This window comes from Variovorax sp. efr-133-TYG-130, from assembly GCF_030208835.1.
Lineage (GTDB): Bacteria > Pseudomonadota > Gammaproteobacteria > Burkholderiales > Burkholderiaceae_C > Variovorax.
On sequence record NZ_JARVTD010000005.1, the window covers coordinates 1 to 25448 of the forward strand.

Below are 25448 nucleotides of genomic sequence, written 5' to 3' on the forward strand. Positions count from 1 at the left end.
CATACACCTGCTGAAATGTTCAGCGAATGCGTTGCATCGACCGGTTGAATCCGCCCCTCTTGGGAGCTCCCCTCTGCCTGGTTGACCAGCAACACGAAGATGGCGTACCGCAGATCCGAGTCGCGGGTGTCGATTGCCAAGCTGTACAACTCATCGGCAGTCGCTGCGTCGAGCGCGCCCAGCTTGCCCAGCGCTTTGACAGCAGCCTGCGCGATTGGGAGATTCTCCTCGTCGTAGTAGGCCGCCTGAGTCGACCATCCGTTCTTAGAAAGCAGCAACAGTGCGGCAAGATGGTCGGGATGAGGCTTCGCGTCGAGCAGATCCACGAGAGTCCGACAGACGCGACTACCCTTGTTCTCGGCGAGAGCAAGAACCGACGGAGGCAGCGGAGCCTGCAGTGGCGCCGCTACGGCAGTCAGTGCCGGCGCGACGACATCTGCGAACCGATGCGTCAGGCCAGCCTGAACATCCTCAGTCAGGCCGTGCCGGATGGCGAAGTCAATCGCGAATTCCGCAGCCGTCTCATCATCCGTCCACCCGCTCACCGTAGGTCTGCGCGTGCAGCGCCGCGTAGCAGTCCAGCGTGGCCTTCAGTTCCGCCGACAAGGTGACGATGAGCTTGACTGGCTTGCTCTTGGGTAGCGGCCCGAGCCGCAGCTTGTTCGTGCTCACTGCGACGATCCCCGGTTGAAGAACAAGGGCTGGTAGGGCCGCAGCACCAGATCCTTGTTCACCATCACGCGCATCGGAAACCCTGGCCGGATCGTGAGCGTCGGCTGGACGCTGAGGTTGCGCTTGGTGATCTCCTGGCCCACCTGATTCACCGTGTCCTGCGCGCTCTCACGGCCCGCGATGATCACGCGGTCGCCGGTACCACCGTTGATCGTGCGGGTCTCGGGCGCGGCCAGCTCGGCGCCGATGCCCAGCAGCGTCGAAAGCGCGGCCCCAGCGAGGATGCGGTCCCAGTGCCAATCGACGCCATCCTCCAGGCCGGCATAGCCCGCGGGGTCGATGCCCGGCAGGCGGTCCAGCGCCACCGAAGACGTGTCCGGCAGAATTAGCCGCGTCCACACCAGCAGCACGCGCCGCTGTCCGAAGGCGACCTGGCTGTCGTAGCGCCCGATCAGTCGCGAGCCCTGCGGAATCAGCAGATGGCGCCCAGCGGCGGTGTCATAGACCGCCTCGGTCACGGTGGCGATCACCTGGCCCGGCAGGTCGGAACTGATGCCCGTCACCAGCGCGGCCGGAATGATGGTGCCCGCCATGACTTGGTACGGCGATGCCGGCAGCTGCAGACTTCCGGGATTGCGCGTGGCCACGTCGCCCGCCTTGGCAACGAAGGCCTCCTTCTGGTCCTGGCGGTTCTGCACTGCGGTGGGGTCGGCTGGTGGCGCCGCCGTTGTGGGAGTCACGGCGCCGGCCAGCGCATCAAAAGGCTGCACCGCACGGGCCTCGCCGGCCGGCGCGGCCTGAGCAGGCTTAGCCCCGGCGCCGCCCGTGGCGCGGAAGAACACCCCGGAGCGTGCCGCCTCCTCGGCCGCCAGTTGCGCCGCATGCGCGGGGTCTACACCGCCACCCGGCACGCGCGTCTCCATCGGCTGCTGCGACTTCACGATGGCCGGCCCGAGGTCGCCGGGCAGCGGCTCACCCAATTGGGGCACCCCAGGCCGGGCCGGCAGTCCCGCATAGTCCTTGGGCAACTGGTCCAGGCTCTCGGCCTTGGCCACGCGATCGACGTTGTACAGTTCGGCGGCCGGGTTGCGTTCGCGCCTGTGCGGCTGCAGCGACCACATGGTCGCGCCGAGCACCACGGCAGCCAGCGCGCCGACTATGACGGCCAGCATCCGCCGGTTCAGGCGCACCACCGAGCGCGGCGGCGCGCGCAACGCCATCGCCTCCGGGTCGGCCTTCGGCGGGACGGTGGCAGACTCGCTCATGATCCGTTGCTCCCCGTCGCCGCACGGGACACGCCGTCGGTGCGCTCGATGCGCACCACTTCGGCCTTGCCGCCTTTGGCGCCTCCTACATAGCCGCCCAGGCGTAGTTCGGCCGCGCCGAACAGCCGGTCCACCACGTAGTACGGCGCGCGGAAGCGGTAGTTCACAAGCTGGCCGTCGCCCTGCGGGCCGATCACGAACAGCGGCGGCAGCTCGCCCTGCGCGATGCCGCCTGGGAACTGGATGTAGACCTTCTGCCCGTCGTCGAAGACGCGCAGCGGCTTCCACGGCGGGCTGTCGCCGCTGACCGCGTAGCGGAAGCGAAGGTTCTCTATCGACAAACCAGCGTCTACTGGGGCCGCCGCCTGCGCCTCGCGCGCCTGCTTCTGCAGCGCCAGCATGCGGTCCTTCGGGTAGTCCCAGGACACGGACGCCATCCAGGCCTGCGGCGTCGAGGACAGCTCGACAAAGTAGGTGCGCCGGTTGGTCGTGATCACCATGTTGGTCTTCAGGCCCGTGCGTGTGGGCTTGACCATGACGTTCACGCGCTGCGCTGGCCCGGCGCCGCTGGTCGTGTCGCCCACGATCCAGCGCACGGTGTCGCCGGCTGAGACGGTCACCAGTTCCTCGCCCTCCTGCAGCGCGATGACGGTGACACGGCCAGGGCTCGTGTAGACCTGGTACAGCGCTCCCTCGGTGAAAGGCCAAACCTGGATCGCATTGACGTAGCCCTCGCGCGTAGGCGAGATGCGGGCCTCGTCGTTCGCCTTGGACACGCGCATCTTCTCGTCGGCGGGCTCCGGGGCGGGCGGCGGCGCCTCGGCCGAGGGCAGCGCCTTCATCTGCTCCGGCAGAGGCAAGGGCTTGGGCACCTCCACCACTTCGATGGGCGCGGGCGGCGCGGGCAGGCGCTGCGCCTGCACGGGCTCGTCCAGCGTGATGGCCGGCGGTGGCTTGCCCTGCGTCGCGCAGCCGGAGAGGCCAGCGATCAGCAATGCCGGTATGACGTAAAGGCGGAAATGGGGAATGGGTTGATTCATGGTTTCCTGGCTCCTTCGGTGGCATCGAGTTCGCGGCTCCACGACAGACCATTGACGTAGATGCCCAAGGGGTTCTTGCGCAGCCGCTCCTCGGTGCGCGGTGGCTGCAGCACGATGGACAACACCGCGGTCCATCGCTGGGTGGTGGACGGCGCGCCGTTCACGTAGCCGCGCTCGATCCAGCGCACCTGGAACGAGGAATCGCTGGCGCGCACGACGCTGGTCACCTCCACCGCGACCGAGTTCTGACCGATGCGCGAGAACGGATCGTTGGTGCGGGCGTAGTCGTTGAGCGTGGCCGCGCCCCGGTCGGTGGCGTAGTCGTAGGCTTCGAGCCAGTTGCGTCGCACGACGATGGGATCGACGGACAGCGAACGCACGTCGCTGACGAAGCGCGCGAGGTGGTGTGCGATCTGCGCATCGCCCGGCCGGTACGGCGTGGCGGCCTCGCCGACCGTGCGCACCTGGCCGGCCTGGTCCACCTCAATCACGTAGGGCGTGACGATGGACTGCGCCGAGCGCCACACGAGGCCACCGGCCATCAGCAGCGCCAGCGTGAGGGAGCCGAAGGCCATCAGGCGCCAGTTCTTCGCCTGCACGCGGGCCGAGCCAATGCGCTCGTCCCACACCTGCGCGGCGGCCTGGTACGGGGTGACGGGCGCCGGCGTGTCGGAGTAGCGCACCTGGGGTCGTTTGAATCGCATGAAGGGTTCTCCTTAGCTGTCCTTAACTGTCGTCCCGCAGGCTGGGACTGGCACCGCTGCCGCCGCTGTCGCCTGAGCGCAGCGCGTGGGCGGCAGCCGTCGCACCGTGCGCGAGGCTCTGGTGACGTTGGAGGCGCTGCGCCCAGGCGGGCGGCGCGGTGGGCGCCGCTGAAGCACCGGCAGGCGCTGCCGATGCAGCCGCTGGTGGCGCGGCCGCCTCGGCCACGAAGTTCGCCACGCGGTCGCGCACGGCCTTGGCGCCCGAGGCGACGCGATCACCGACTGCCCCGGCGCCGCTGCGCGCGACATTGGCCAAGCCCGCGCCGGCCGCGCGCAGGCCACTATTCCCCGAGGCCGCAGCCCCAGCTTGGTAGGCCGAGCGCGCGCCGCCGGCGAGTGTGCTGGCCGAACGGCCTGCAGCCGCAGCGCCGCTGATCGCGCTGCGCGCTGCGCCGGGCGCCATGCGCGCACCGGCCGCGACCGCTGCACCAGTGCCGGCCACGGCCGCGCCACCAGCGACCGCGAGCCCTGCCCCACCGACCAAGGTCCCCGCCGCAGCGCCGGCGCTGAGCTGCGGCGCGCCGGACACCAGCCCGGTGGCAATGCCAGGGCCTTGCAGGCTTCGCGCAGTTCCTTCAACCGCTGCGGATTGGCGACCAGGGATTCGACGGACTCGATGGGCGCGGGCTTCTTCTCGCACGCGGCGAGCGCAAGGGCGAACAGGCTGAGAGTCAGGATTCGTCGCATGGCGGCTTCTCCCTCAGTTGCCGTAGAAGTTGACGACGGCGGGCGTGTACGGCGTGCCGTCTCCCTGGAAGCGACGGCGCACCTCGCGGGCGCGCTCCTGCACGGCGACCTGGCGTGCCTGTTCGAGCGCCGCCGCACGGTCCTGCGTGATCTGGAGTTGCTGCGCCTGCATCGCCTGGCGCGACTGCAGCGCGAGCAACTGGTTCGTCGCCTGCGTCGCCTGCAGTGCCCCCACGGCCGACTGGCTGCGGTTCACCAAGTCGGTCAGCGTGCGCTCGTCGGCGGCGAAGTTCTGCACCGCCTGCGACTGCACCTTGGTGGCCGTGCGCAGCGCTTCCAGAGAATTGCGCCAGCGTGAGCGCGCATCGGTCGCCATCTGCGTGCCCGAGGTCGCGGCGCTGTAGGAGTCCGGATAGAGGCGGCGGAAGTCCGTCTCCATCTGCGAGACGTTGAAGGCCAGCCCCTGCGCCTGTTGGATCAGCTGGTTGGTCGCCGAAAGCGTCGCGCGCAGTTCGGCCAACGCGCTGAAGTCCAGACTGGTCAGGTTCCTGGCCTGATTCATCAGCGACTGCGCCTGGTTCTGTAGCTGCTTGATCTGGTTGTTGATCTGCTCCAGCGTGTTGGCCGCGGTCAGGATGTTCTGCGCGAGATTGGTCGGGTCGATCACCACCCATTGCGCATGCGCGCCGGGCGCCAGCGCAATAAGAATGGCCGCAGCGGCGGCCAGCGAAGTCTTCTTCATGGCTGAATCTCCTAAAGTGAAGGCAAGGAACGGAAAGAGGGGATGAGATCCGCGGCCCAGCCCAGGCCGCTGTGGCGCAGCCAGTGGGCAGCGAAGTCCGGTGCGCCGTGCGCGGCGAGCACGGCATCGATGTCGCGCTGGTGCTCGGGCGTGGACGCGCCCGCGAAGGCGAGCGCCACTGGTCCCAGGTCCAGGTCGAAGACCCGGTTGCCCAGCCGCGACTGGTAGTAGTAGTCGCGCTTTGGCTGGGCGGTGGCGACGATCTCGATCTGCCGGCTGTTGAGGCCGAAGCCCTCGTAGATCGTGCGAATCTGCGGCTCGGTGGCCTGCGGGTTGGGCAGGAAGATGCGGCTCGCGCAGCTCTCGATGATCGCGGGCGCGATGGCCGAATCCTTCACGTCGGCGAGCGACTGCGTGGCGAAGACGATCGACGCGTTCTTCTTGCGCAGCGTCTTGAGCCACTGGCGGATGCGCGCGGCGAACACCGGGTCGTCGAGGAACAGCCACGCTTCGTCAAGTATCAGCAACGTGGGCGCGCCGTCCAGCCGCTCCTCGAAACGTGCGAACAGGTAGCGCAGCACGGCTAGCACCGCGGCCTTGCTGTGCATCAGCTCCTCCATCTCGAAGCCCTGCACGTCGGCGCCGCCCAGCCGGTCGTGGTCGGCGTCCAGCAGCTTGCCGTGCGCGCCACCCAGCACGTAGGGCGCGAGCGCCTGGCGCAGCATGTTGGACTGCAACAGCACTGACAGGCCCGTCAGCGTGCGCTGCTCCACCGGCGCGCTGGCCAGGCTGCCGAGCGCCGACCAGACCGCTTCGCGTTCCTCCGGACCGACGGCCACGCCCTCGTGAATCAGCCGGCCCTCGACCCATTCGGCCGCCCAGGTGCGGTAGCCTTCACGGTCAATGCGCGCGAGCGGCTGGAAGGCGATATCGCCACCCTCTTCCTGCGATGTGCCGAGGTCATAGTGCTCTCCACCCAGGCCCAGGATGGTGGCGCGGATCGAGCGGCCCATGTCGAAGGCGAAGATTCGCGAGCCAGCGTAGCGGCGAAACTGCAGCGCCATCGTCGCCAGCAGCACCGACTTGCCCATGCCGATGGGGCCGACCACCAGCGTGTTTCCAACGTCACCGATGTGCGTCACGAGTCGGAACGGCGTCGCGCCGTCGGTGCGCGTGACGATCAGGGGCGGGCCGTCCAGATGCGCGTTGCGCTCCTGCCCGGCCCAGACCGCAGACACCGGCATCAGGTGCGCGAGGTTCAGCGTCGAGACGATGGGCTGACGCACGTTGGCGTATGCGTGGCCTGGGAGCGAGGACAGCCAGGCCTCGACCGCGTTCAGCGTCTCGGGGATCGTCACGAAGCCGCGTCCCTGGATAACGCGCTCGGCGGCGCGCAGCTTCTCGTCGGCCGCTTCCGCGCTCGCGTCCAGCACGGTCAGGGTGGACGTGACGTAGCCGTAGGCCACCTCGTCGCTGCCCAGCTCCTGTAGCGCCGCATCGGCGTCGGCCGCCTTGTTGGCAGCATCGGAATCCACCAGCGGCGACTCCTGCTGGAAGATCGTCTCGCGCAGCAGCGCGACGATGTTCTTGCGCTTGGCGAACCACTGGCGGCGCAGCCGGCCCAGTTCGCGCTCGGCCTCGGCCTTGTCGAGGAACAGGAAGCGCGTGCTCCAGCGGTAGGCGAAGCCCAGGCGGTTCAGCTCGTCGAGCAGGCCCGGCCAGGTGGAGGTCGGGAAGCCACGCACCGTGAGCACGCGCAGGTGCCGCGCACCCAGCATCGGCACCAGGCCGCCCGTCAGCGCTTCGTCGGCGAGCAGCGCATCGAGGTGCACCGGCACCTCGGGCACGGCGACCGCCTGCCGGCGCGTGGAGACACTGGCGTGCAGATGCGCGAGCGTGGCCGCGTCGTAGAGCCAGCCGATCTCGGGCATCACGCCTTCGAGCAGTCCGTGGAAGCGCTCGGTCTCGGCGACGAAGCCCTGCAGGCGCTCGCGCCAATCGACGCGGCGCTGGCCGCGCGTCTCGCCGGCGTTCTCGTAGATCAGGCCCGCGGCGCGCGAGCGCGATTCTTCCGGCGGCAGGTAGAGCTGCGTCACGTGGTAGCGGCTCTCGAAATGCGAGCCGGCTTCCTCGAACCCGGCGCGGCGCTCCTCGTCCACCAGCCAGGACAGCGGCTCGGGAAACGTCGAGCGCGGATAGTCCGCAGCCTCGCGCCGTTCGGCTTCAACGAACAGCGCCCAGCCCGAACCCAACCGGCGCAGCGCGTTGTTCAGGCGCGCGGTGGTGGCCACCAGTTCGCCGGCGGTGGCGCTGTCCAGGTCCGGGCCGCGGAAGCGCGCAGTGCGCTGGAACGAACCGTCCTTGTTCAGCACCACGCCGGGCGCGACCAGCCCGGCCCATGGCAGCCAGTCGGCGAGCAGCGCCGGGCGCTGGCGGTATTCGGCGAGGTTCATCATGGCCGTGCCTTCAGGTATCCAGCAGCACGCGGTGCTTGATGTGGCGCGCGAACACCTGCATGAATTGGGGGTCCGCACGTGCGCCCCAGACCGCGAGTGAATGGCCCACAATCCAGAGCACGATGCCCGGAACCCAGAGCTGCAGGCCCAGGCCCACGGCGGCCGCGAGCGTGCCGTTGGCAATCGCCACCGTGCGTGGCGCGCCACCCATCAGGATGGGCTCGGTCAGGGACCGATGAAGAGGGACTTCAAAGCCCCGCACCTCGAAGCCCGGCGCATCATGCGAGTTCATGTGCGGGCTCATGCCAGTACCGCCCCGCCGGTGAACGAGAAGAACGACAGGAAGAAGCTCGACGCGGCAAACGCGATCGACAGCCCGAAGACGATCTGCACCAGCTTGCGGAAGCCCCCGCTGGTGTCACCGAAGGCGAGCGTCAGGCCCGTGGCGATGATGATGATCACCGCGACGATGCGCGCCACCGGCCCCTGGATAGATTCGAGGATGGACTGCAGCGGCGCCTCCCAGGGCATGTTGGAGCCGGCGGCGTGCGCCGGCAGCGCGAAGGCCACCAGCAGCGCAGCCAACAGCATCACTTGCAGCGCTAGACGCAAGCGCCCGGTGTGCAGAGACGGATTTACGGAAATGCTCAAAGGCGTCATGAAAGTTCTCCTGGAAGTGATGGCAATGAAGGAAGTGAAGGCAATGGCGCGAGCTCCAGTTCGTAGCTGAGCCGGTAGCCGTTTGCGTCGAGGCCGACGACGCGTGCAATGGCCTCGACGCGGCGCGTGCGGCCGCGCCCGGCGATGAAGACAATGACGTTGATGGTCTCGGCGATCAGCGCGCGCGGCACGTTCACCGAAACCTCCTGCACCAGCTGTTCGAGGCGCGTGAGGGCGCCCATCGCCGAGCCCGCGTGCACAGTGGCGATGCCCCCCGGGTGGCCCGTGCCCCAGGCCTTGAGCAGGTCCAGCGCCTCCGGGCCGCGCACCTCGCCGACGACGATGCGGTCCGGTCGCAGGCGCAGCGTAGAGCGCACGAGCTCGGTCATGCTGACCACACCAGGGCGCGTGCGCAGCGGCACGTGATCGTGCGCCGTGCATTGCAGCTCCACCGTGTCTTCGAGCACGATCACGCGGTCGCCAGTGGCGGCCACCTCGTCGAGCAGCGCGTTGGCAAGCGTGGTCTTGCCGGTGCTGGTGCCACCGGCTATCAGTATGTTCTGCCGGTCGCGCACGGCCAACCGCAGGAACGCGGCCTGGTCGGCGGTCAGGATCCCGTCGGCCACGTAGTCTTCCAAGCGGATCAGCGCGACGGCCCTCTTGCGCAGCGCGAACACCGGGCCGGGCGTCACGGGCGGCAGCGCGCCCTCGAAGCGCTCGCCGGTCTCGGGCAGTTCGGCCGTCAGCAGCGGCTTGTCCGCATGCACCTCGGCGCGCACGTGCGCGGCGATCAGGCGGATGATGCGTTCGCCGTCGGACGGTGACAGCGTGACGCCCATTGGCGCACGCCCACTGCTGAGGCGGTCCAGCCACAGCGAGCCATCGGGGTTGAGCAGCACTTCGACCACATCGGGATCGGCCAGCGCCTGCGCGATTTCCGGTCCCATCGCCGTGCGCAGCATGCGGATACGACGGTCCAGCGCCAGCGAGGCCGGCGCGGCAGGCTTGTTCGGATCGCGCGGCGTCCCGGTCATGAAGCCGCCTCCGGTTTGCTGCCGGCCGGGGTCGCCGGCCGATCGTCTCCAGTGGTGTTTCCCACGGGATCACCTAATCCGAAGAACTGGCTGTCCTCGGGCTGGATTTCCTCGTACACGTCCTTGACCAGGCTGCGCCCGCGCAGCAGGTGGCGGCCGAGCTGTTCGATGAACTGCTCGAAGCGAGCGCGGCCCTGAGCGCGCGCCGCCTCCTCATGCACCTCGGGGACGGGCGTGCTGACGGTCAGGAAGTAGCGCACGTACAGCGCCACGGTCTCGATCAGGATGTTCTGATCGCGTTCGAGCTTGTCGTACTGGCGCGAGAGACGGTCCAGCCGCTTGGCGATGGCGGCCTCGCGCTGGTCGCCGCTGTCGGGCGAGAGGAACGAGGACAGCGCGGCGGCGATGATCGAGGACTTGGACAGGCCCTTCATCGCGGCCAGCTCGTCGAGCCGGCGCGCATGGTCGCGTTCGAGGAAGATGTTCAGACGAGCGCGGCTCATAGCGCGATTCCGTCGTCTGGGTCGAGCACGGCCAACCGCGCGGCGCGCTGCAGGCGCGGGTCGACCTGAGTCGGCAGGGGAAGCGGCACGTCGTCGTCATCGAGCAGGCCGAGATCGTCGGCGCCGGGCTCAGGTTGGGGGGTGTAGGCGACCTCGTCCAGCTCGGGCTGATGCTGGCGCCCGCCGTCATCGACGGTGCCGGCCTGGCCCGCCAGGGCCATGTCCAGCATTGGAGCAGCCAGCGGTGCTAGCCCGCTCCAGTCGTCCGCGCGCGGCGCCGGGGCGTCGGCGTAGTGACCAGCCGCGGTGAGCAGCGGCGCTGGCTTCACGCGCACCGCGAAGTTGCGGTCGAGGTAGTAGCGGATCTTGTGCGCGCGAATCGGTGCATGACCCGACACCATCACCACGGCGTCGTCGGGAGGGAGCTGCATCACCTCGCCTGGTGTGAGCAGCGGCCGTGCCGTCTCCTGGCGCGAGACCATCAGGTGCCCGAGCCACGGCGCGAGCCGGTGGCCGGCGTAGTTGCGCTGCGCGCGCAGCTCGGTGGCAGTGCCCAGCGCGTCGGAGATGCGCTTGGCGGTGCGCTCGTCGTTCGTAGCGAACGCGATGCGCACGTGGCAGTTGTCGAGGATCGAATGGTTCTGGCCGTAGGCCTTGTCGATCTGGTTGAGCGACTGCGCGATCAGGAAGGCGCGCAGGCCATAGCCCGCCATGAAAGCCAGGGCGGACTCGAAGAAGTCCAGACGCCCGAGCGCCGGAAACTCGTCAAGCATCAGCAGCAATTGATGCCGCCGTGCGATGCCATCGCTACCGTCGAGCGACTCGGTCAAACGCCGGCCAATCTGGTTGAGGATTAGCCGGATCAGCGGCTTGGTGCGGCTGATGTCCGAGGGCGGCACCACGAGGTACAGCGACACCGGATGCTTGGCCGAGATCAGGTCGGCGATGCGCCAGTCGCAGCGCGAGGTGACTTGGGCCACCGTCGGATCGCGGTACAGGCCGAGGAAGCTCATGGCCGTGGACAGCACGCCCGATCGCTCGTTGTCGCTCTTGTTGAGAACTTCGCGGGCAGCAGAAGCGACCACAGGATGCGGTGCCCCACCTTCTTCGTTCGCGAGGTGCCGCGTCGTCATCATCCGGTGCAGCGTCACCTCGAACGGACATGCGGGATCGGACAGGAAATTGGCGGCGCCGCGCAACGTCTTGTCCTCGCCGGCATAGAGCACGTGCAGGATGGCTCCGACGAGAAGCGCGTGACTGGTCTTCTCCCAGTGGTTACGCCGCTCCAGCGCGCCCTCGGGATCGACGAGGATGTCCGCGATGTTCTGTACGTCGCGAACCTCATGGGCGCCGCGGCGCACTTCAAGCAGCGGGTTGTAGGCCGCCGAACGCGCGTCGGTGGGATTGAACAGCAGGCAATGTGAGAAGCGCGCGCGACAGCCGGCCGTGTGCGTCCAGTTCTCTCCCTTGATGTCGTGAATCACGGCGGAGCCGGGCCAGGACAGCAGCGTCGGCACCACGAGACCCACACCCTTGCCCGAGCGCGTGGGCGCGAAGGCCATCACGTGCTCGGGGCCGGCGTGGCGCAGGTAGCTGTCGTCCTTGCGACCAAGGAAGACCCCGGCCGGCCCGGTCAAGCCGCTTTGCGAATCTCTTCGCTCTCTGCCCAGCGGGCGGAGCCATAAGTGGTGACGCGCCGGGCCACACGCGAGCGCCACACCGCCATGCCAATGGCCACGCCTGTGGCGAGCAGCCCGCTTCCCGCGGCGATGGCGCCGCCTCGCAGGAAGACATCCGGCGCATAGGCGTCGTACCAGTACCACCACTCGAACAGCTTCCAGGGCTCGTAGATTCGCAGGCCAGCCACGTTGGCCCACGCGGGCCCCAGCCGTGGCTGATAACTGAGCGCATGGGCGGTCCACTGCGTGGCTGTCCACACGCCGGTCAGGACCACGCCGAAGACGGCCGCGACCTGGCCGAGCAGAATGCCTGTTTGGATGCTCGATCCGGCCGCCTCACCTGTTCCCTGTCGAAAAGCCATCTCCGAAGGCCCCTTCGGCGCAGCTGCGCCATGCGCATGCGCGCCCCCATGGCGCGCATGGCACGAGTCTGGAATCGATGTGCCGCGCGGTACACCCACATGGGCGTAGCTCAGCGAAGCTGGCGCACACGTCGCAAGAAAGTTCGGGATTCCAGGAAGCTGGCGGCGTAACAGCCCCAGCGTCTCGGACCATGAGCATCCTCAGGATGCGGCCAGACGTCCAATGCTGATGATGCAGTCCGACCGTGCGTCGAAACCGCGCTGCGTAACGATCACGACAAACAGCCGACGTGGGTAAGAAAGCGTTTCACAGGGGCAGCAGTGCCAAAGCGCTGCTGCTTGTGCAGCACGAAGGTGGTGATGTGCTCCTCCTCGGCCAGCGGGAGTGCTAGCACGTCGCTGCGCCAGAGAGTCTGCACATGCCCCTCGTCACCCAGTCCAACGCCCGCGCCGGCCGCGATGCGGATCACGTAGCCCGACAGGGTGCAGGCCTCACCCGCGAGGGTAGCGCGGTCGATGTATTTACGCACGATGGCGCGCATCTGCCAGAGCAAACCCGGCAGGCACTTCTCGTTGCAAGACAGCAGCGGGAACGCCAGCAAGTCTGACAGGGCGACGATCTCCCGACTGGCCAATTCATGGCTCTGCGGTAGCACCGCCATGAGACGGTAGCGCCACGCAGGAGCCTGCGCGATGGCCTCGTCATTGGGAACACCGAAAGAGAATCCGACCTCGATTTCTTCGCTCTTGAGTGCGCCGACAAGTTCGCCTGCACGCATCTCTGCGAGTTCCAGCGGGACCTCGGGCGCCACGGCACGCCAGCTCGTGAGGCATTCGGAAATGCTTGGGTTGTGCAATGCCATCAGCAACGCCGACACGAAGCGGTGCCCGGTACAGGGTATGCGTCTGGCGGACCGTGCGTTTGATTCGCTCTAACCGGATGAGAAGCCTGCGCGCTTCCTTCAGCAACCTCGATCCAGCCGGCGTCAAGTGCAGCTTGCGCGGGAGTCGAACGAACAAGGGCACGCTCAACTGATCTTCAAGATCGCGGATCGCCCGCGACAGCGAGGTCTGATCGATGTGGATCCGCTCTGCGGCGCGGCGAAAGCTCAGGTCTTCCGCGACGGCAACGAAGTAGCGCAAATGCCGCAGTTCAATCATTTGGACTTGCCGATGAGAGATGACGCCCAAAGATCGAGGACGCCCAGCCCGTTCCGGCAGCCATCTTAGGCAGGCGTTCTGAGAACGTATCCACGATCTGCCGTGAAGCAGGCACAGGAACGCAACCGCCGGTTCTTGGACCCAGCGAGATCCAAGCTGGAGTTAGATGACCACAGGCGTTTCGTAGTCCAGCATCTTTCACGGGCTCGTCTCCAAGCGCATGGCGACGGCATCCGGATCGGCTTGGCCATATGACGAGAGGTCTGCATCCTTGGGAAGGTACTGACGCACCAACCAGTTAGTGTTCTCGTTCGTTGCTCGCTGCCACCGCAGAAGTCGACGTGCAAATTGGCTGCCGCCTCGGCTAAGGCTAGCGTTTCACGACCAGGGCATCCACTGCCAAGATGCGCTCCGCGGTGCAGATCAACGGGTTGACATCGACCTCCGACAACATTGCGCGGTGGTCGGAGATCAGTTCCGACACGCGTTGAACGATGGCGCACAGAGCAGTCTCGTCCACTGGTGCTGCGCCACGAAAGCCTTGCAGCAACCGATAACCGCTGAGGCGCTGGAGCATCTTCAACGCTTCGCCGGCAGTAACAGGCGCTTGCTGTACCACGCTGTCGCGGAGCAACTCTACCAGGATGCCGCCCATCCCCACCACGATCAACGGGCCGAACAGGGGATCGACTCGACCGCCGACCATGATCTCGACTCCTGCGGGCACCATCGGTTGTAAAAGCACGCCGTTGATACGCGGTGCCGGCACAACCCTGTTCGCGTTCTCCATGACCTCTGCGTAGGCGCGCTCCACGTCCGCACGGCTACGGAGATTGAGCCGCACCACACCGGCCTCAGTCTTGTGGGGTAGATCCGGCGACTCCACCTTGAGCACCACCGGGAACCCCATCTCCATGGCGGCTATGACCGCGCCATCGATGTCTTTCACGAGCCGATCAGAAACCACCGGCACCCCGTAGGCTGCGAGCACCGCTTTTGATTGGCTTTCCGGCAAAGTGCGAGTGGACGTCGATGCTTCCAGTAAGCCGGCGACATCATGCACTGCGTTCGTCTGGCTCAGCCGGACGAGCTGTCGATCTTCCTCGTCAATACGCTCCCACCAATGCGTCCAGGCGGCAAGGGTTCTGAAGCATCTGGCCGTCGTCCGGAACAACGCAACGTCGGGATCCGTCTCCAGATCGAACGAGCCCGGACCTTCCAGCCAGCCCGTGAGCCAGTATGCGCAGACGATTTTCCCCGCGGCTCGTGCCATGGGTCCGATCGCCTTGATGCGCTGCGATCCAGCCTCGTGCGCATAGCCATTGGGCACCGCGATCGCGCCAATGTTCGGCTGCAACAGAAAGCCTTCTGCACATGCCGGAAAGGACACCGGGTTGTTGAGGATTTGCGCCGTCACGTCGCACGGATTGCGCGCCGCGCCAAACAGCGGGATGTGTTTCGCGAGCAGCTGCTGCAACTCCGTACCCGGCTGCGGCATTGGCACAGCGTGCAGTTCGGCCTGGTCTGCCGCAAGGATTCCCGCGCCGCCCGATGGCGTGAGCACAGCAACACCTGGAGCCACAGGCCGCGGTGCCTTGGCAAAGAACGCGGCGGTCTCCAAAAGTTCCTCAAACTCGGTGACGCTGACAAAGCCTGCTTTCTCGAAGAATGCCTCGTAGGCTGCCGCTGAACCCGCCAGGGCCCCCGTATGGGACTTTGCCGCCTCGGCACCACTCTCCCCCGTGGCCAGCTTAAAGATCACAACGGGCTTGCGTGCCTTGCGTGCCAACTCCCCGGCTTCCAGAAGGCGCTGAGGCGAGTCAGTGCCTTCAAAGACACAGGCGATTACGTCGCAGCTCGAGTCACCGCTCAGGTAAGAGATCTGGTCTGCAACATCCACGTCACAAGCATTCCCCAGCGTGAAGACATGGCTGAAAGAAACGCCGCGCTCGCTGGCTTGAGCCAGGCCCATGCCCAGAGCACCGGACTGGCTGATCAGCCCAATACGCCGACCACCGGGATGGATGGGCTTGGCCGGGGCGTTCGCGAAGACCGCATGGAATCCGGAGACGCCGTTGACCACACCAAGGCAGTTCGGGCCAAGCAGACGCGTTCGCGAGCCTTCGGTGAGCGCGACGATCCGTCGCTGTGCTGCCTCCCATTCGGGGTCGCCAGACTCCCCGAAGCCTGACGCGAAGATGATCAGCCCGCCGACGCCAATCTGGACGCTCTCGCGTACCAAGTCCTCGACAGCATCACGAGGCACCGCAGCAACCACACAGTCCGGCACCTCCTCGATAGCAGAGATGCTCTTAAAGCAAGGACGGCCATTGATCTCTTCGTACTTGCCATTGACAAGGTGAATTGCGCCGGAGAACTTGGACAAACTAGCCAAGGTCCGTGCTCCGAACGAAGCTGCGTTCTGCGATGCGCCCACGATGGCGACGCTCTTCGGATCGAACATCCGAACCAGTTGATCGTGGCTGTAGACGCCACGGGCTTGTTTCAAGCTCATAGAACTCCTTGATCGATTGCGCGTACTTAGGAACCGCCAGCGTGCACAGAGGCACACCGCTTCTCAACTTCGGGTCTCGTCCGGTTGACGAAGAGCATTATGGTATCTACATTTCATTGGTCTTGCCATTTCATTGAAGGAGAATACATGAGCCCACGTCGTCGTGCCTGCATTGCTATCGCCAGCGCCTGCCTTTTCGCCCTCCCCACTGCGCATGCAGTCGACAAGCCAGTGCGTCTGGTTGTCTCCATCGCGGCAGGAGGAGCAACCGATGTGGTGGTCCGAACCATCGGCATCGGGATGGCCAAGACGTTGGGAACCACGGTCATCGTCGACAACAAACCGGGCGGGAACGGCACCGTGGCCGCGGCAGCAGTCGCGACCGCACGACAGGACGAGATCACGATGCTCTTCATCCCGAGCAGCATCGTTCAGAACGCCTCGCTCCGCACGGACATCCCGAACTATCTTCCCAAGTTGACGCCTGTCGGCCTCGCCGCCGTGATCCCGGTAGCCCTCGTGGTATCGCCCGATCTCGGCCCTAAGAACCTCAAAGAGTTCATTGCACTGGCAAAGTCCAAGCCAGGCACGCTTTCGTTCGCCTCGCCAGGCAGTGGTTCGTCGAGCCATATCCTGGGCGAGGTCCTTGCGCGCGAGACTGGGATCAAGCTGATCCATGTGCCGTACAAGGGAGAAGCGCAGTCTGTTCCGGACGTCTTCGGCGGTCGGCTGTCGAGCGCATTTGGTGCCGTGGGTTCCCTGGAAAAGTACGAGGCAAACGGCAAGAAGCTTGTCTTGCTCGCCGTCACCGGTGCGCAACGACTGCGCAGCGTTCCCAACATCCCGACTTTTGAAGAGCAAGGCGTTCCGAACATGACGATGCTGGGTTGGATGGGCACCTTCGTCGCCAACTCAACGCCGAAGGAGACCGTCAACAAACTGGCGGAGGCACTGAAGCTCGCTGTGGCAACACCCGAAGTTCAGTCGGTGTGCACCCGCGTGGGCTTCGAATGCCGCGCCACGTCACCTGAGGAGTTCTCGGCTCACCTGGACAAGGAGCTGAAAGCATGGCCTGAACTCGTGAAGGGCCTGGACATCAGCTTCCAGTAGCCATTGCTCGAGCAGATGAGTTGTGGCGCCGCCTTCGCGCGGCGCCTTGCTCGATTCGGAGGAACCGCTTTGCTCCGCTCAGCAGAATCTAGCGATCCCTCGGCTAAGCAGATGCCCCCAAACGGTTCGTTGCGACAGGGGATCCGCTCCGCCTGGGTCGGATCCCCAACAATGCAGAGAACGAGCAGCGACCGCTTCAGGACGACGACAAAGCCTTGAGCCGAACCAGGCCATCCCCGAACGGCTGATCACGCCGACGGATGGCGTCCCGCACCCCATGCTCAGCTACATCGCTCGAGAACTGGTTCATGGCCTGCGACGCGCTGTGCACCCTCGCATCTGTTTCCGCGGCAAAGCGTTGCAGTTGGGCCGCCCCACACAAGTCCAAGCCCATGTTGACGACCCGCTTGTGCGCGGACAACAGGTCGCTGTGAACCAGGGCCATGCGGCGGACCAGTTGGTCGACCTCGGCGTCGAGCTGGTCACGCGGCACCGCGTCAGACACGAGGCCGATCCGAGCTGCATCCTTGCCGCTCAGGCAATCACCTGTGAACATCAAGCGCTTGGCCCACTGGGGGCCGACATGGTAGAGCCACATGTTGCTCGGCGGCGTTCCGTTCGCGCGCGTCGCCGGGTAGCCGATGCGCGCATCGTCGCTGGCAACCAGCACATCACACATTAGTGCCAAGTCCGTACCACCGGCCAAGCAGTTGCCGTGGATCTTCGCGACTACCGGCTTGTGGATGTCCCTGATGGCAACCATGAACGCCTGCTTTCGCTCCAACCGCAGGCACTCATCATCTGCGCCCGAACCGCTTCGGTACTTTGGAGCGTCGACGCCCTGATCGTTGGCAGTGCTCGGCCCATAAGCAGAGTCCAGGTCGAAACCAGCGCAGAAATCGATCCCCGCCCCCTGCAGCAGAATGACCCTCACGTCCTCGCGATCGTCGGCCTCGTACAGAGCATCGCGTAGCTCTACTAGCAGAGCAACGCTGAGCGCGTTGCGCTTGGAAGGCCGATTCAGTGTGATCGTCGCGACGTGCGATGCCACGGAGAATTCGATGAATTCGGTCGACGTGAGCCAGCGGTTCATCGGGCATCTCCATGTTGCTTTGCCAGGTACTCGGCCTGCTCATCCGCATCACCAAGGATGCTGTCAAAAACCACGAAGCGTTGCAGGTAATGGCCAACCGAGTACTCCTCGGTCATCCCGATTCCGCCATGCAGTTGAATAGCGTCTTCGAGCGACTTGCGGCCATGGACGCTAAGGATCAGCTTCGCTCGGGCAATGTCGCCTGCCATCGCAGAGCCCGGGTCGTCATAGGCGATGGCTGCCAGCAGCGACATGCTCTTGATCGACTCCAGGCCGACCAGCATCTCAGCGATCTTGTGGCGCACGGCCTGGTTGTCTGCAAGGGGCTTGCCGAACTGACGCCGGTTTCTGACGTACTCGGCTGTGAGTCGGACGGCAGCTTCGACCGTTCCAAGCCCGTCCGCGCAGGCGGCAGCCGTCCCCGCGCTTCTAACCCGCGCCATCACCTGTGCATATCCGTGCGACGTATCGCCGTCGAACAGCGGCAGAGCGATGGCGTCGAGAAAGCTGACCGTCGCCGCAGGACTGGCGTCCACCAGGCAATACGGAGCGGCCTTGACAGCGTCGGGCACCTGGTTCTTGCGGTCCACCAAGAAGATGCCCTCAGCAGGTCCCGAACCGGGCGAGACAAACTGCGCAGCGACGATGTAGCCACCAGCCAGCGCGCCGCATGCCACGTTGCGCACGCCACCGCTGACCCGCCAATGTTTTCCATCGAACGTTGCTCTTGTCGCAGGTACGCCGCCAGCGCGCTCGCCTGCCCAGCAAACCATGAGATCACCCGAGGCCATGAGCGGCAGGTAGTCCTTCTGAAGGCTAGAGGCACCCGATTCGACGAGCGCAACGGTAGACATAACCATGCTACTGATCAAGGGTGCGATGAGCAACGACGCGCCCGCTTCTCGCAAGACACCGTGGAGGTCGCCCATCGAGCCGCCGAACCCACCGTAGTCCTCCGGCACTAGCACGCCTGTTAAACCGAGGTCGGCAAGCTCGCGCCAAACCCGGGGCACTGCTCGGCCGGGGTCTGCGAGCAACGCCTTGCGCTGCTCGAAGCTGAAATTGTCGCGCAGGTACCGTGCAACGCTGTCGCGCAGCATCGCCTGCTCATCGCTGTACGAGAAGTCCATGGCTAGCTCAAGAATGTCTTTGAAAGAATGTCCTTCTGGACCTCGCTGGCTCCGCCGTAGATGCTCGAAGCGCGGCTGAAGAAATACCGCGAGACCAGCGGCGACGCCCAATCCGAGGAGCCGTTCGGCAGATCGTTGGCAGCCCGCAGGCCATCTGCGCCCGCCAGCTTCGCGAGAAGAGCCAGCACTCTTTGCTGGACCTCGCTGCCTTTGAGCTTCAGGACCGACGCGAACGCCTGGGGCACTGCACATGTGTCGGGCGACAGCAGCAATCGCCAGTTCGTCATTTCGAGACTGCGAATCTCGGCGTCGAGAACGGCAAGCTCCTTGCGGACACCGGGAAGCTGAGCCAGAGCATGGCCGTCGCGTTGATGCGCGTTGGCGATCTCGACGGCATAGTTCCATCGCTCGCGGCACAGTCCAACGTTGGCGATGCCCGTACGCTCGTTGGACAGCAGGAACCTGGCGTAGCTCCAACCACGCCCCTCTTCGCCAACCAGGTTGCTCACCGGCACACGGACGTCGTCGAAGAAGACCTCGTTGAGGTGGTGCATGCCGTCGATCGACGGGATCGGGCGAACAGTGATTCCAGGTTGTCGCAGGTCGATGAGCAGGAAGCTGATGCCATCCTGCTTCTTGGCCTCCGTGCTCGTCCGCACGAGGCAGAAGATCCAGTCGGCGTGGTGCGCGGAGGTGGTCCAGATCTTCTGCCCGTTCACCACGTAGTGGTCACCATCGCGCTCGGCTCGGGTCTTCAACGAAGCCAGATCCGACCCCGCCTCGGGCTCCGAGAACCCCTGGCAGAACCACAGGTCCATGTTCAGCAGCTTGGGCAGAAAGGAGCTCTTTTGCTCTTCCGTGCCGAACTGCAACAGTACGGGCCCAAGCATGGTGATGTTGAACACCTGAGGCAGCGGCGCCGAGGCTCGAAAGATCTCGTCCAGCAAGATGAGGCGCTCGACCTGGCCCAACTCCGCACCGCCGTAGCGCTTCGGCCAATGCGGTGCCGCCCAGCCGCGCTCATTCAAGATGCGCTGGAAGGTGACAGTGTCCTGCTTGGTCGCGGCGAACCCTCTGCGCAAGCGGTCACGCGTGTCCGTCGGAAGCCGCGCCTCGATGAACGCACGCACCTCTTTCTGGAAGGTCGCCTGCTGATCCGATAGTGTTATGTCCATGATTGCATCGTCCTGATGTCGCGCTCTCGATCGCGAACGGTCATTTGGCCGCCAGGGTGGCTGTTCCGTTTGACAGCACCCTCACACCACGCTCCGCGACTGCAGCTTCGAAGCGAAGGTCCGTCTTGTCGAGCCAGAAGCGCAGTTGCAGCACATCGCCGGGAAACACCGGCGCGGAAAGCCGCGCTGCAAACGACGTGATCTCGCCAAGGCCGGCCTGGTGGAGGTGCGTCGTGAGCATGCGGCAAGCGACCCCATACGTCGCAAGTCCATGCAAGATCGGTTTGTTGAATCCCGCCTTCTTGGCCACGGCCGGGTCTGCATGCAAGGGATTCCAATCGCCGGAAAGCCGGTAGAGCAAGGCAGCGCTCGTTGCAATCTGGCTCATCAGCTGCCCATCCGGCTCTCGCGTAGCCACGAAGTTGTCGGCCGGCGCGGGCATGTCCGAAACGCCGCCCTCGGAGAACCCCCCATCGCCGCGGCAGAAATAGACTTGCTCGATCGACGCGATCGCCTCCATGGTGCCCGACTCCAGGAGTTGGCGCTCCACGGTCACAAGCGCACCTTTGGCAGCGCCCTTGTCGACGATGCGGGTGACACGGGTCCGTCCGTAAACCGTGGCCTCGGGTGCAAGGGCGCGATGCATGACGACCTTCTGCTCACCATGCACCAGTCGCATGTAGTCGATCCCGAACTCGGGGTTGTCCTTCATCCAGAAGCCGGGGGTCGCCAGTACGCTGCACATCGTCGGAAGTGTGCTGAGCCCTTCCTCATAGACGTAGCGCAGCTCGGCCGGATCCAGCGGGTTCACGCCAAAGCCGAGCCCGAGGTTATAGAGGATGGTGTCTTTGCGGGTGTAGTGGTGACGAACGTCCTGCGGCGCCCACGACTTGATCTTCTGGTAGTTAAGCATCCATGCTCCACTTCGCCGCGATGCGGCACTTGAAACTCGAACAGGCCAGGATGGACAGACCTCCCGGCTTGAGAAGCCTGCACATCGTGTGTGCAGGCACTTCGTCATGCAACGCCAGTGCAACGTTGCCAACCGACGGAGAAGCGCCAGCCGACCCCTTGGGGTCCGCTCCTCGCTTACATGGAGTCAAAGGCTGATGTGGTATCCGCCGTTCACGCCGAGGTGTTGGCCGGTCACATAGCTCGCGGCGTCCGAGAGAAGGAAGCAAACCGCTTTGACGACCTCGTCCGGCGTCGACCAACGACCCAGCGGGATCTGGCTGAGGATCTTGTCGCGGAACTTGTCACCGCGGATGACCTCGGTCATCGGTGTTTCCACGACGCCGAAACAGATGGAGTTCGCACGAATGTTGTACTTGCCCCACTCGCGCGCAGTCGTCATCGTCACACCCAGGATGCCGGCCTTGGCGGCGGCATAGTTGACTTGGCCGATGGCACCCTTGCGACCCGCGTCCGACGAGATGTTGACGATCGATCCGCCTTTGGTGTCACCAGCCTTGGCACGCGCGATCAGGTGCTGACCCAGTGCCTGGGACCAAAAGAACGAAGCGGACAGATGAACGTCCAGCACATCGCGCCAGTCCTTCACCGTCATCTTGTCCATCATCGCAGGCCGTGTGATGCCAGCGTTGTTGCACAGCCCATCGACACGTTCGAACTTCTCGACCGCCTGGGCTACCACCCGTTGGGCAGCCTCCGGATCGGACACATCCGCAACAGCCGGCATGAGACGGCCTGCGGGCAGTTCCCCCTCGAGCTTCTTGAGCGTCTCTTCGTTCCGATCGACGGCGACCACATTGCCGCCCAACTCGATGACCAGCCGCGCGATGCCCTCACCGATCCCCTGGCCCGCGCCCGTCACCACGATCGTCCGGTTCTTCAAGCTCACCAACTCCGACATGAATGCCTCCATTTGCATTACCAATTGAATGGCAAGACCATACTAGAATGTTGTGCAGTTGTCCATCGGCTTGGGCTGCCGGCGCTGACTGCTGGCTCGAGGATCGTGGTCGTCACGGTCAGGTGTGGGCTGCGCAGATGCAAGATCGACGGTGGGCACAACGGTTCATCCAAGGAGACGTGACATGAGCATTCATCGAGCCGCAGCCATTGCGGGTGCCTTCGAGCACCCACTGCGCAAGGCTCCCGACAAGACCACCGCACAGTTGCACGCCGAATGCGCGCGTGGAGCTTTGCAAGATGCCGGCTTGAGCCTGAGCGATGTGGACGGATACTTCTGCGCGGGCGACGCCCCCGGCCTCGGGGCGCTCAGCATGGCCGACTACATGGGCCTTCGCCTGCGGCACATCGACACGACCGACACTGGCGGATCTGCGCCACTGGTGCATGTTGCCCACGCCGCACAGGCAATCGCGGCTGGAAAATGCAACGTGGCACTGATCACCCTGGCAGGCCGTCCGCGGACCGAGATAGCCAACGCGATGGGCTCGCCAAGGGGCAGCGCACCAGCTACGCCTGATGCGGCCTTCGAACTGCCGTATCGGCCGTCCACGCTGAACATGTATGCACTGGCCGCGGCGCGACACATGTACGAATTCGGAACGACTTCGGAGCAGTTGGCTTGGATCAAGGTTGCTGCATCCCAGCATGCGCAGCACAACGAGAACGCTATGCTGCGCAAGCCGGTGACCGTCGAGGAAGTGGTCAACTCGGCGCTCATCGCCAGCCCCTTGCATAAGCTGGACTGCTGTGTTGTCAGTGACGGTGGGGGGGCACTGATCGTCGTACGGCCGGAGATCGCAAAGTCCCTCTCGCGACCGCTCATCTCAGTCTTGGGTGGGGGCGAAACCATCAAGGGCCAAGCTGCCGGAAAAGTCGACCTCACGTACTCCGGCGCTGCGATTTCTGGCCGGCTCGCGTTCGAGGAAGCAAAGGTGCAGCCGCGCGATATCCAGTACGCGTCCATCTACGACAGCTTCACCATCACCGTGCTGATGCAGCTGGAAGACCTCGGCTTTTGCAAGAAGGGAGAAGGCGGCCGCTTTGTCCAGGACGGCAACCTGATCTCTGGGGTCGGGCGAATGCCCGTCAACACCGACGGCGGCGGGCTCTGCAACAACCATCCGTCGAACCGCGGCGGGATCACCAAGATCATCGAAGCTGTCCGTCAGCTACGCGGCGAGGCACATCCCAAGGTTCAAGTTCCCAACTGTTCACTGGCACTCGCGCAAGGCACGGGCGGGCTGCTCGGTTCGCGGCACGGAAGCGCAACCTTGATTCTGGAGCGAGCACAATGAGCCCCCCCCCTATGTCCCCCGCCCTTCAGTCCGTCGTCGACGACGCCGCAACCCATCCTTACTGGCAAGCCGCGGCGCAGGGCAAGCTCTTGATCAAACGTTGCAAGGAATGTTCGCAGGTGCACTTCTATCCGCGGGCGCTTTGTCCCCATTGCCTTGGAGACACGGAATGGGTGGAAAGCCGCGGTGTCGGCCGGGTCTACAGCGCGAGCACCGTCCAGCAGGCCGACGGCAACTACGTCATCGCATACGTTGAACTGGACGAAGGCGTCACCATGCTCACCAACCTGATCGATGCTGGCGACGGCGTCGCCATCGGTGCGCGTGTGCGCCTCAGCATGCAGCCGGCCGCCAACGAGTTGGCGATTCCGATGTTCTCTCTCGACAAAGGCGCGTAGCCCGTTGCCTGCGGGCGGGGCCTCGACACCCGACAATGGGTCAAGGCCTTGCGCCTGGCCTGGCTCGGCTCGGCTCGATCAGCCTCGCTCTAAGCGAAGCCCCAGTTCTCCGTGCCCCTTGAATTCGAGCAGCAGCGGCGCGCTGCCCATCGTCTTGATGGCCACCACTGACTGTTATGTGCCGGCGCTTCGCCCTGCGCTATTCGGAAGGCCACTGGAACTGAGCTGGCTCTCTGGCAGAGAGGCGACGGACCGACTCCGCGAAGTAGGTCGTGTCGGTGGCTACCGCCTGCGCCGCCGACTCCAGGTTCAGGATGACCTGCAGGTCGCTCGTGAAGGACTGGGCCAGGCCTGCCTTGATGCATGAGATCGCAACGGGAGAGGCGTTGGTCAACGAGGCGGCCAGCTCGATTGAGCGCGTCAGCAACTGCTCGGCCCGCACCACTTCCAGTGCCAGGCCGAGATGCTTGGCCTCTTGTGCATTGACCTCCCGCGCCGACAGGAGGAGTTCCCTGGCCCGCTGCATGCCGACGGCTCTTGGTAGCGTGTAAAGCGCGCCAAGATCAGGGACCAGGCCGAGCCGCTCGAAAGCCATGCACAGGCGTGCGCGGTCGCTCACGACGATCAAGTCAGCAAGCAACGCGAGGCTGAACCCCGCTCCGAAAGCGACGCCGTCGATGGCGGCAACGACAGGCTTCGTGTAGCTGGCCAGCACCGTTGTGAGCCGGTGGTACGGCGCGAGCGCCCCGAGCCGCTCCTCGGGCGAGCGCTGCCTACCCTCTGACTTGCGCACGTCACCACCCGCGCAGAAGTGGTCGCCGGCACCTCTGAGCACCACAGCTCTGGTCCGCTGATCAACGCGCAGATCATCCAGGATGGCAGCCATGCGAAGCGCGGTCTCGCCGTCGATCGCATTCCTGCGTTCGGACCGGCAGATCGTGAGGACCGCGACTGCACCGGTCCAGTCAAGCGAGATCGGCCCGTCTGGCACGGCCTCTCCCGCGCTCATTGGGAGCTCCTGGCTTGTGCCGTAGGAGGCTGGGCCTTGGTTGTGTGCGCACGAGGTCCAACGCGCGTCGATACGGGCTCAAGCCCCGCGATGACACCTTCCAACAGGTCGCCCTCCTTCACGGCCGAAACGCCAGCCGGCGTTCCCGTGAAGATCAGGTCACCGGCCTCCAACTTCATACCCCGGCTGGCAATCGCAATGATCTCGGGAACGCCCCAGATCAGCTCCGAAAGATCACTCGACTGCCGCATCTCCCCGTTGACTCGCAGAGAGATCGCCCCCTTGGACAGGTGACCGACGTCGGAAACGCGCGACAGCGCAGCGCAGGGGGCGCTCAGATCGAAGCCCTTGCCCCAGTCCCAAGGCCGCCCCATCTCCCGCGCGGCCAGTTGGATGTCCCGGCGCGTCATGTCCAACCCCACGGCGTAGCCGTAGACATGCTGCAAGGCGTCTTCCTCGGCGATGTCTGCTCCGCCGGTGCCAATGGCCACGACCAACTCGACCTCGTGATGGAGGGACGTAGTCAGTGGCGGATATGGCATCGGAACGCCGCTATCGATCAGGGTGTCGGTGGGCTTGAAGAAGAAAAATGGGGGCTCACGATCGTCGTTGCCCATCTCCCTGGCGTGATCGGCATAGTTCCGGCCGACACAGATCACACGCCGCACAGGGAATCGGGCATCGACACCTCGCACCGCGACAGAGATCACAGCAGGTGGGGAAAACAGATAAGTGGTCACAAAGGCACTCCGTGGAAATTTTG

The 25448-nt window shown here is 65.2% G+C and carries 23 protein-coding genes and 3 pseudogenes; 3 read left to right on the forward strand and 23 right to left on the reverse strand.

Annotated features, from left to right (window positions below; translation table 11 throughout):
- The 16 genes and pseudogenes from QRN67_RS08250 to QRN67_RS08330 form a co-directional block, all read right to left on the reverse strand.
- Positions 1–326 (reverse strand): hypothetical protein (locus tag QRN67_RS08250; protein ID WP_285411418.1); only part of this gene is annotated, 326 nt, incomplete at its 3' end.
- A gap of 205 nt (positions 327–531) precedes the next feature.
- A pseudogene (locus QRN67_RS08255) lies at positions 532–672 on the reverse strand (DUF2274 domain-containing protein); the annotation flags it as partial.
- The gene (locus tag QRN67_RS08260) at positions 669–1937 is read right to left on the reverse strand and encodes a TraB/TrbI/VirB10 family type IV secretion system protein (RefSeq protein WP_285411419.1); all 1269 of its coding nucleotides are present in this window, start codon (positions 1935–1937) and stop codon (positions 669–671) included. The pseudogene QRN67_RS08255 and the gene QRN67_RS08260, both read right to left, overlap by 4 nt.
- Positions 1934–2977: a P-type conjugative transfer protein TrbG gene (gene trbG / locus QRN67_RS08265; protein WP_285411420.1), complete on the reverse strand. Its 1044-nt coding sequence runs from the start codon at positions 2975–2977 to the stop codon at positions 1934–1936. Before trbG ends, QRN67_RS08260 begins: the two co-directional genes overlap by 4 nt.
- Entirely contained in the window at positions 2974–3681 is a 708-nt protein-coding gene (gene trbF, locus QRN67_RS08270; RefSeq protein WP_285411421.1) for a conjugal transfer protein TrbF, read from the reverse strand. Before trbF ends, trbG begins: the two co-directional genes overlap by 4 nt.
- A 22-nt stretch (positions 3682–3703) precedes the next feature.
- Positions 3704–4183 carry a hypothetical protein gene (locus tag QRN67_RS08275; protein ID WP_503010883.1) on the reverse strand — a complete coding sequence of 160 codons (480 nt, stop codon included), beginning with the start codon at positions 4181–4183 and terminating at the stop codon, positions 3704–3706.
- A 258-nt stretch (positions 4184–4441) separates the two neighbouring features.
- On the reverse strand, positions 4442–5170 hold the full coding sequence (gene trbJ, locus QRN67_RS08280) for a P-type conjugative transfer protein TrbJ (protein ID WP_285411422.1): 729 nt from the start codon (positions 5168–5170) through the stop codon (positions 4442–4444).
- An 11-nt stretch (positions 5171–5181) separates the two neighbouring features.
- Positions 5182–7626 (reverse strand): conjugal transfer protein TrbE, encoded by a 2445-nt coding sequence (trbE, locus tag QRN67_RS08285; protein WP_285411423.1) that lies wholly within the window; start codon positions 7624–7626, stop codon positions 5182–5184.
- 10 nt (positions 7627–7636) lie between these two features.
- On the reverse strand, positions 7637–7918 hold the full coding sequence (locus QRN67_RS08290) for a VirB3 family type IV secretion system protein (protein WP_285411424.1): 282 nt from the start codon (positions 7916–7918) through the stop codon (positions 7637–7639).
- An 8-nt stretch (positions 7919–7926) separates the two neighbouring features.
- Positions 7927–8286: a TrbC/VirB2 family type IV secretion system protein gene (locus QRN67_RS08295; RefSeq protein WP_285411425.1), complete on the reverse strand. Its 360-nt coding sequence runs from the start codon at positions 8284–8286 to the stop codon at positions 7927–7929.
- A complete protein-coding gene (gene trbB, locus QRN67_RS08300; protein WP_285411426.1) occupies positions 8283–9320 on the reverse strand; it encodes a P-type conjugative transfer ATPase TrbB in 1038 nt (345 codons plus the stop codon). Before trbB ends, QRN67_RS08295 begins: the two co-directional genes overlap by 4 nt.
- Entirely contained in the window at positions 9317–9823 is a 507-nt protein-coding gene (locus QRN67_RS08305) for a CopG family transcriptional regulator (RefSeq protein ID WP_285411427.1), read from the reverse strand. The genes trbB and QRN67_RS08305 overlap by 4 nt, the downstream gene beginning before the upstream one ends.
- Positions 9820–11864, reverse strand: a pseudogene (locus QRN67_RS08310) (conjugal transfer protein TraG). Before QRN67_RS08310 ends, QRN67_RS08305 begins: the two are co-directional and overlap by 4 nt.
- 272 nt (positions 11865–12136) lie before the next feature.
- Complete coding sequence (locus QRN67_RS08315; protein WP_285411428.1) at positions 12137–12727, reverse strand: LysR substrate-binding domain-containing protein; 591 nt, start codon at positions 12725–12727, stop codon at positions 12137–12139.
- Between the two features lie 172 nt (positions 12728–12899).
- Positions 12900–13025: pseudogene (locus QRN67_RS08320) on the reverse strand (LysR family transcriptional regulator); the annotation flags it as partial.
- A 370-nt stretch (positions 13026–13395) separates the two neighbouring features.
- Positions 13396–15540 carry an acetate--CoA ligase family protein gene (locus tag QRN67_RS08330; protein WP_285411429.1) on the reverse strand — a complete coding sequence of 715 codons (2145 nt, stop codon included), beginning with the start codon at positions 15538–15540 and terminating at the stop codon, positions 13396–13398.
- A 147-nt stretch (positions 15541–15687) separates the two neighbouring features.
- Here QRN67_RS08330 and QRN67_RS08335 point away from each other — a divergent pair, with 147 nt between their 5' ends.
- Positions 15688–16650 carry a Bug family tripartite tricarboxylate transporter substrate binding protein gene (locus QRN67_RS08335; protein WP_285411430.1) on the forward strand — a complete coding sequence of 321 codons (963 nt, stop codon included), beginning with the start codon at positions 15688–15690 and terminating at the stop codon, positions 16648–16650.
- A gap of 196 nt (positions 16651–16846) precedes the next feature.
- Here the strand turns inward: QRN67_RS08335 and QRN67_RS08340 are convergent, their stop codons facing one another.
- From QRN67_RS08340 to QRN67_RS08360, 5 genes are all read right to left on the reverse strand, one after another.
- Positions 16847–17743 (reverse strand): crotonase/enoyl-CoA hydratase family protein, encoded by an 897-nt coding sequence (locus QRN67_RS08340; protein ID WP_285411431.1) that lies wholly within the window; start codon positions 17741–17743, stop codon positions 16847–16849.
- Positions 17740–18873: an acyl-CoA dehydrogenase family protein gene (locus QRN67_RS08345; RefSeq protein WP_285411432.1), complete on the reverse strand. Its 1134-nt coding sequence runs from the start codon at positions 18871–18873 to the stop codon at positions 17740–17742. Before QRN67_RS08345 ends, QRN67_RS08340 begins: the two co-directional genes overlap by 4 nt.
- 2 nt (positions 18874–18875) lie before the next feature.
- The gene (locus tag QRN67_RS08350) at positions 18876–20048 is read right to left on the reverse strand and encodes an acyl-CoA dehydrogenase family protein (protein WP_285411433.1); all 1173 of its coding nucleotides are present in this window, start codon (positions 20046–20048) and stop codon (positions 18876–18878) included.
- 40 nt (positions 20049–20088) lie between these two features.
- Complete coding sequence (locus QRN67_RS08355) at positions 20089–20961, reverse strand: MaoC/PaaZ C-terminal domain-containing protein (RefSeq protein ID WP_285411434.1); 873 nt, start codon at positions 20959–20961, stop codon at positions 20089–20091.
- 186 nt (positions 20962–21147) lie between these two features.
- Positions 21148–21939, reverse strand: coding sequence for an SDR family NAD(P)-dependent oxidoreductase (locus QRN67_RS08360; RefSeq protein WP_285411435.1), 792 nt, complete (start codon positions 21937–21939; stop codon positions 21148–21150).
- A gap of 166 nt (positions 21940–22105) precedes the next feature.
- Between QRN67_RS08360 and QRN67_RS08365 the strand changes: the two genes are divergently transcribed.
- Positions 22106–23278 carry a thiolase family protein gene (locus tag QRN67_RS08365; protein ID WP_285411436.1) on the forward strand — a complete coding sequence of 391 codons (1173 nt, stop codon included), beginning with the start codon at positions 22106–22108 and terminating at the stop codon, positions 23276–23278.
- Between the two features lie 11 nt (positions 23279–23289).
- Positions 23290–23676: a Zn-ribbon domain-containing OB-fold protein gene (locus tag QRN67_RS08370; RefSeq protein WP_285411437.1), complete on the forward strand. Its 387-nt coding sequence runs from the start codon at positions 23290–23292 to the stop codon at positions 23674–23676.
- Between the two features lie 199 nt (positions 23677–23875).
- Here QRN67_RS08370 and QRN67_RS08375 read toward each other — a convergent pair whose 3' ends face one another.
- Complete coding sequence (locus QRN67_RS08375; RefSeq protein WP_285411438.1) at positions 23876–24685, reverse strand: enoyl-CoA hydratase/isomerase family protein; 810 nt, start codon at positions 24683–24685, stop codon at positions 23876–23878.
- Positions 24682–25425 carry a fumarylacetoacetate hydrolase family protein gene (locus tag QRN67_RS08380; RefSeq protein ID WP_285411439.1) on the reverse strand — a complete coding sequence of 248 codons (744 nt, stop codon included), beginning with the start codon at positions 25423–25425 and terminating at the stop codon, positions 24682–24684. The genes QRN67_RS08375 and QRN67_RS08380 overlap by 4 nt, the downstream gene beginning before the upstream one ends.
- Between the last annotated feature and the right edge of the window lie 23 nt (positions 25426–25448).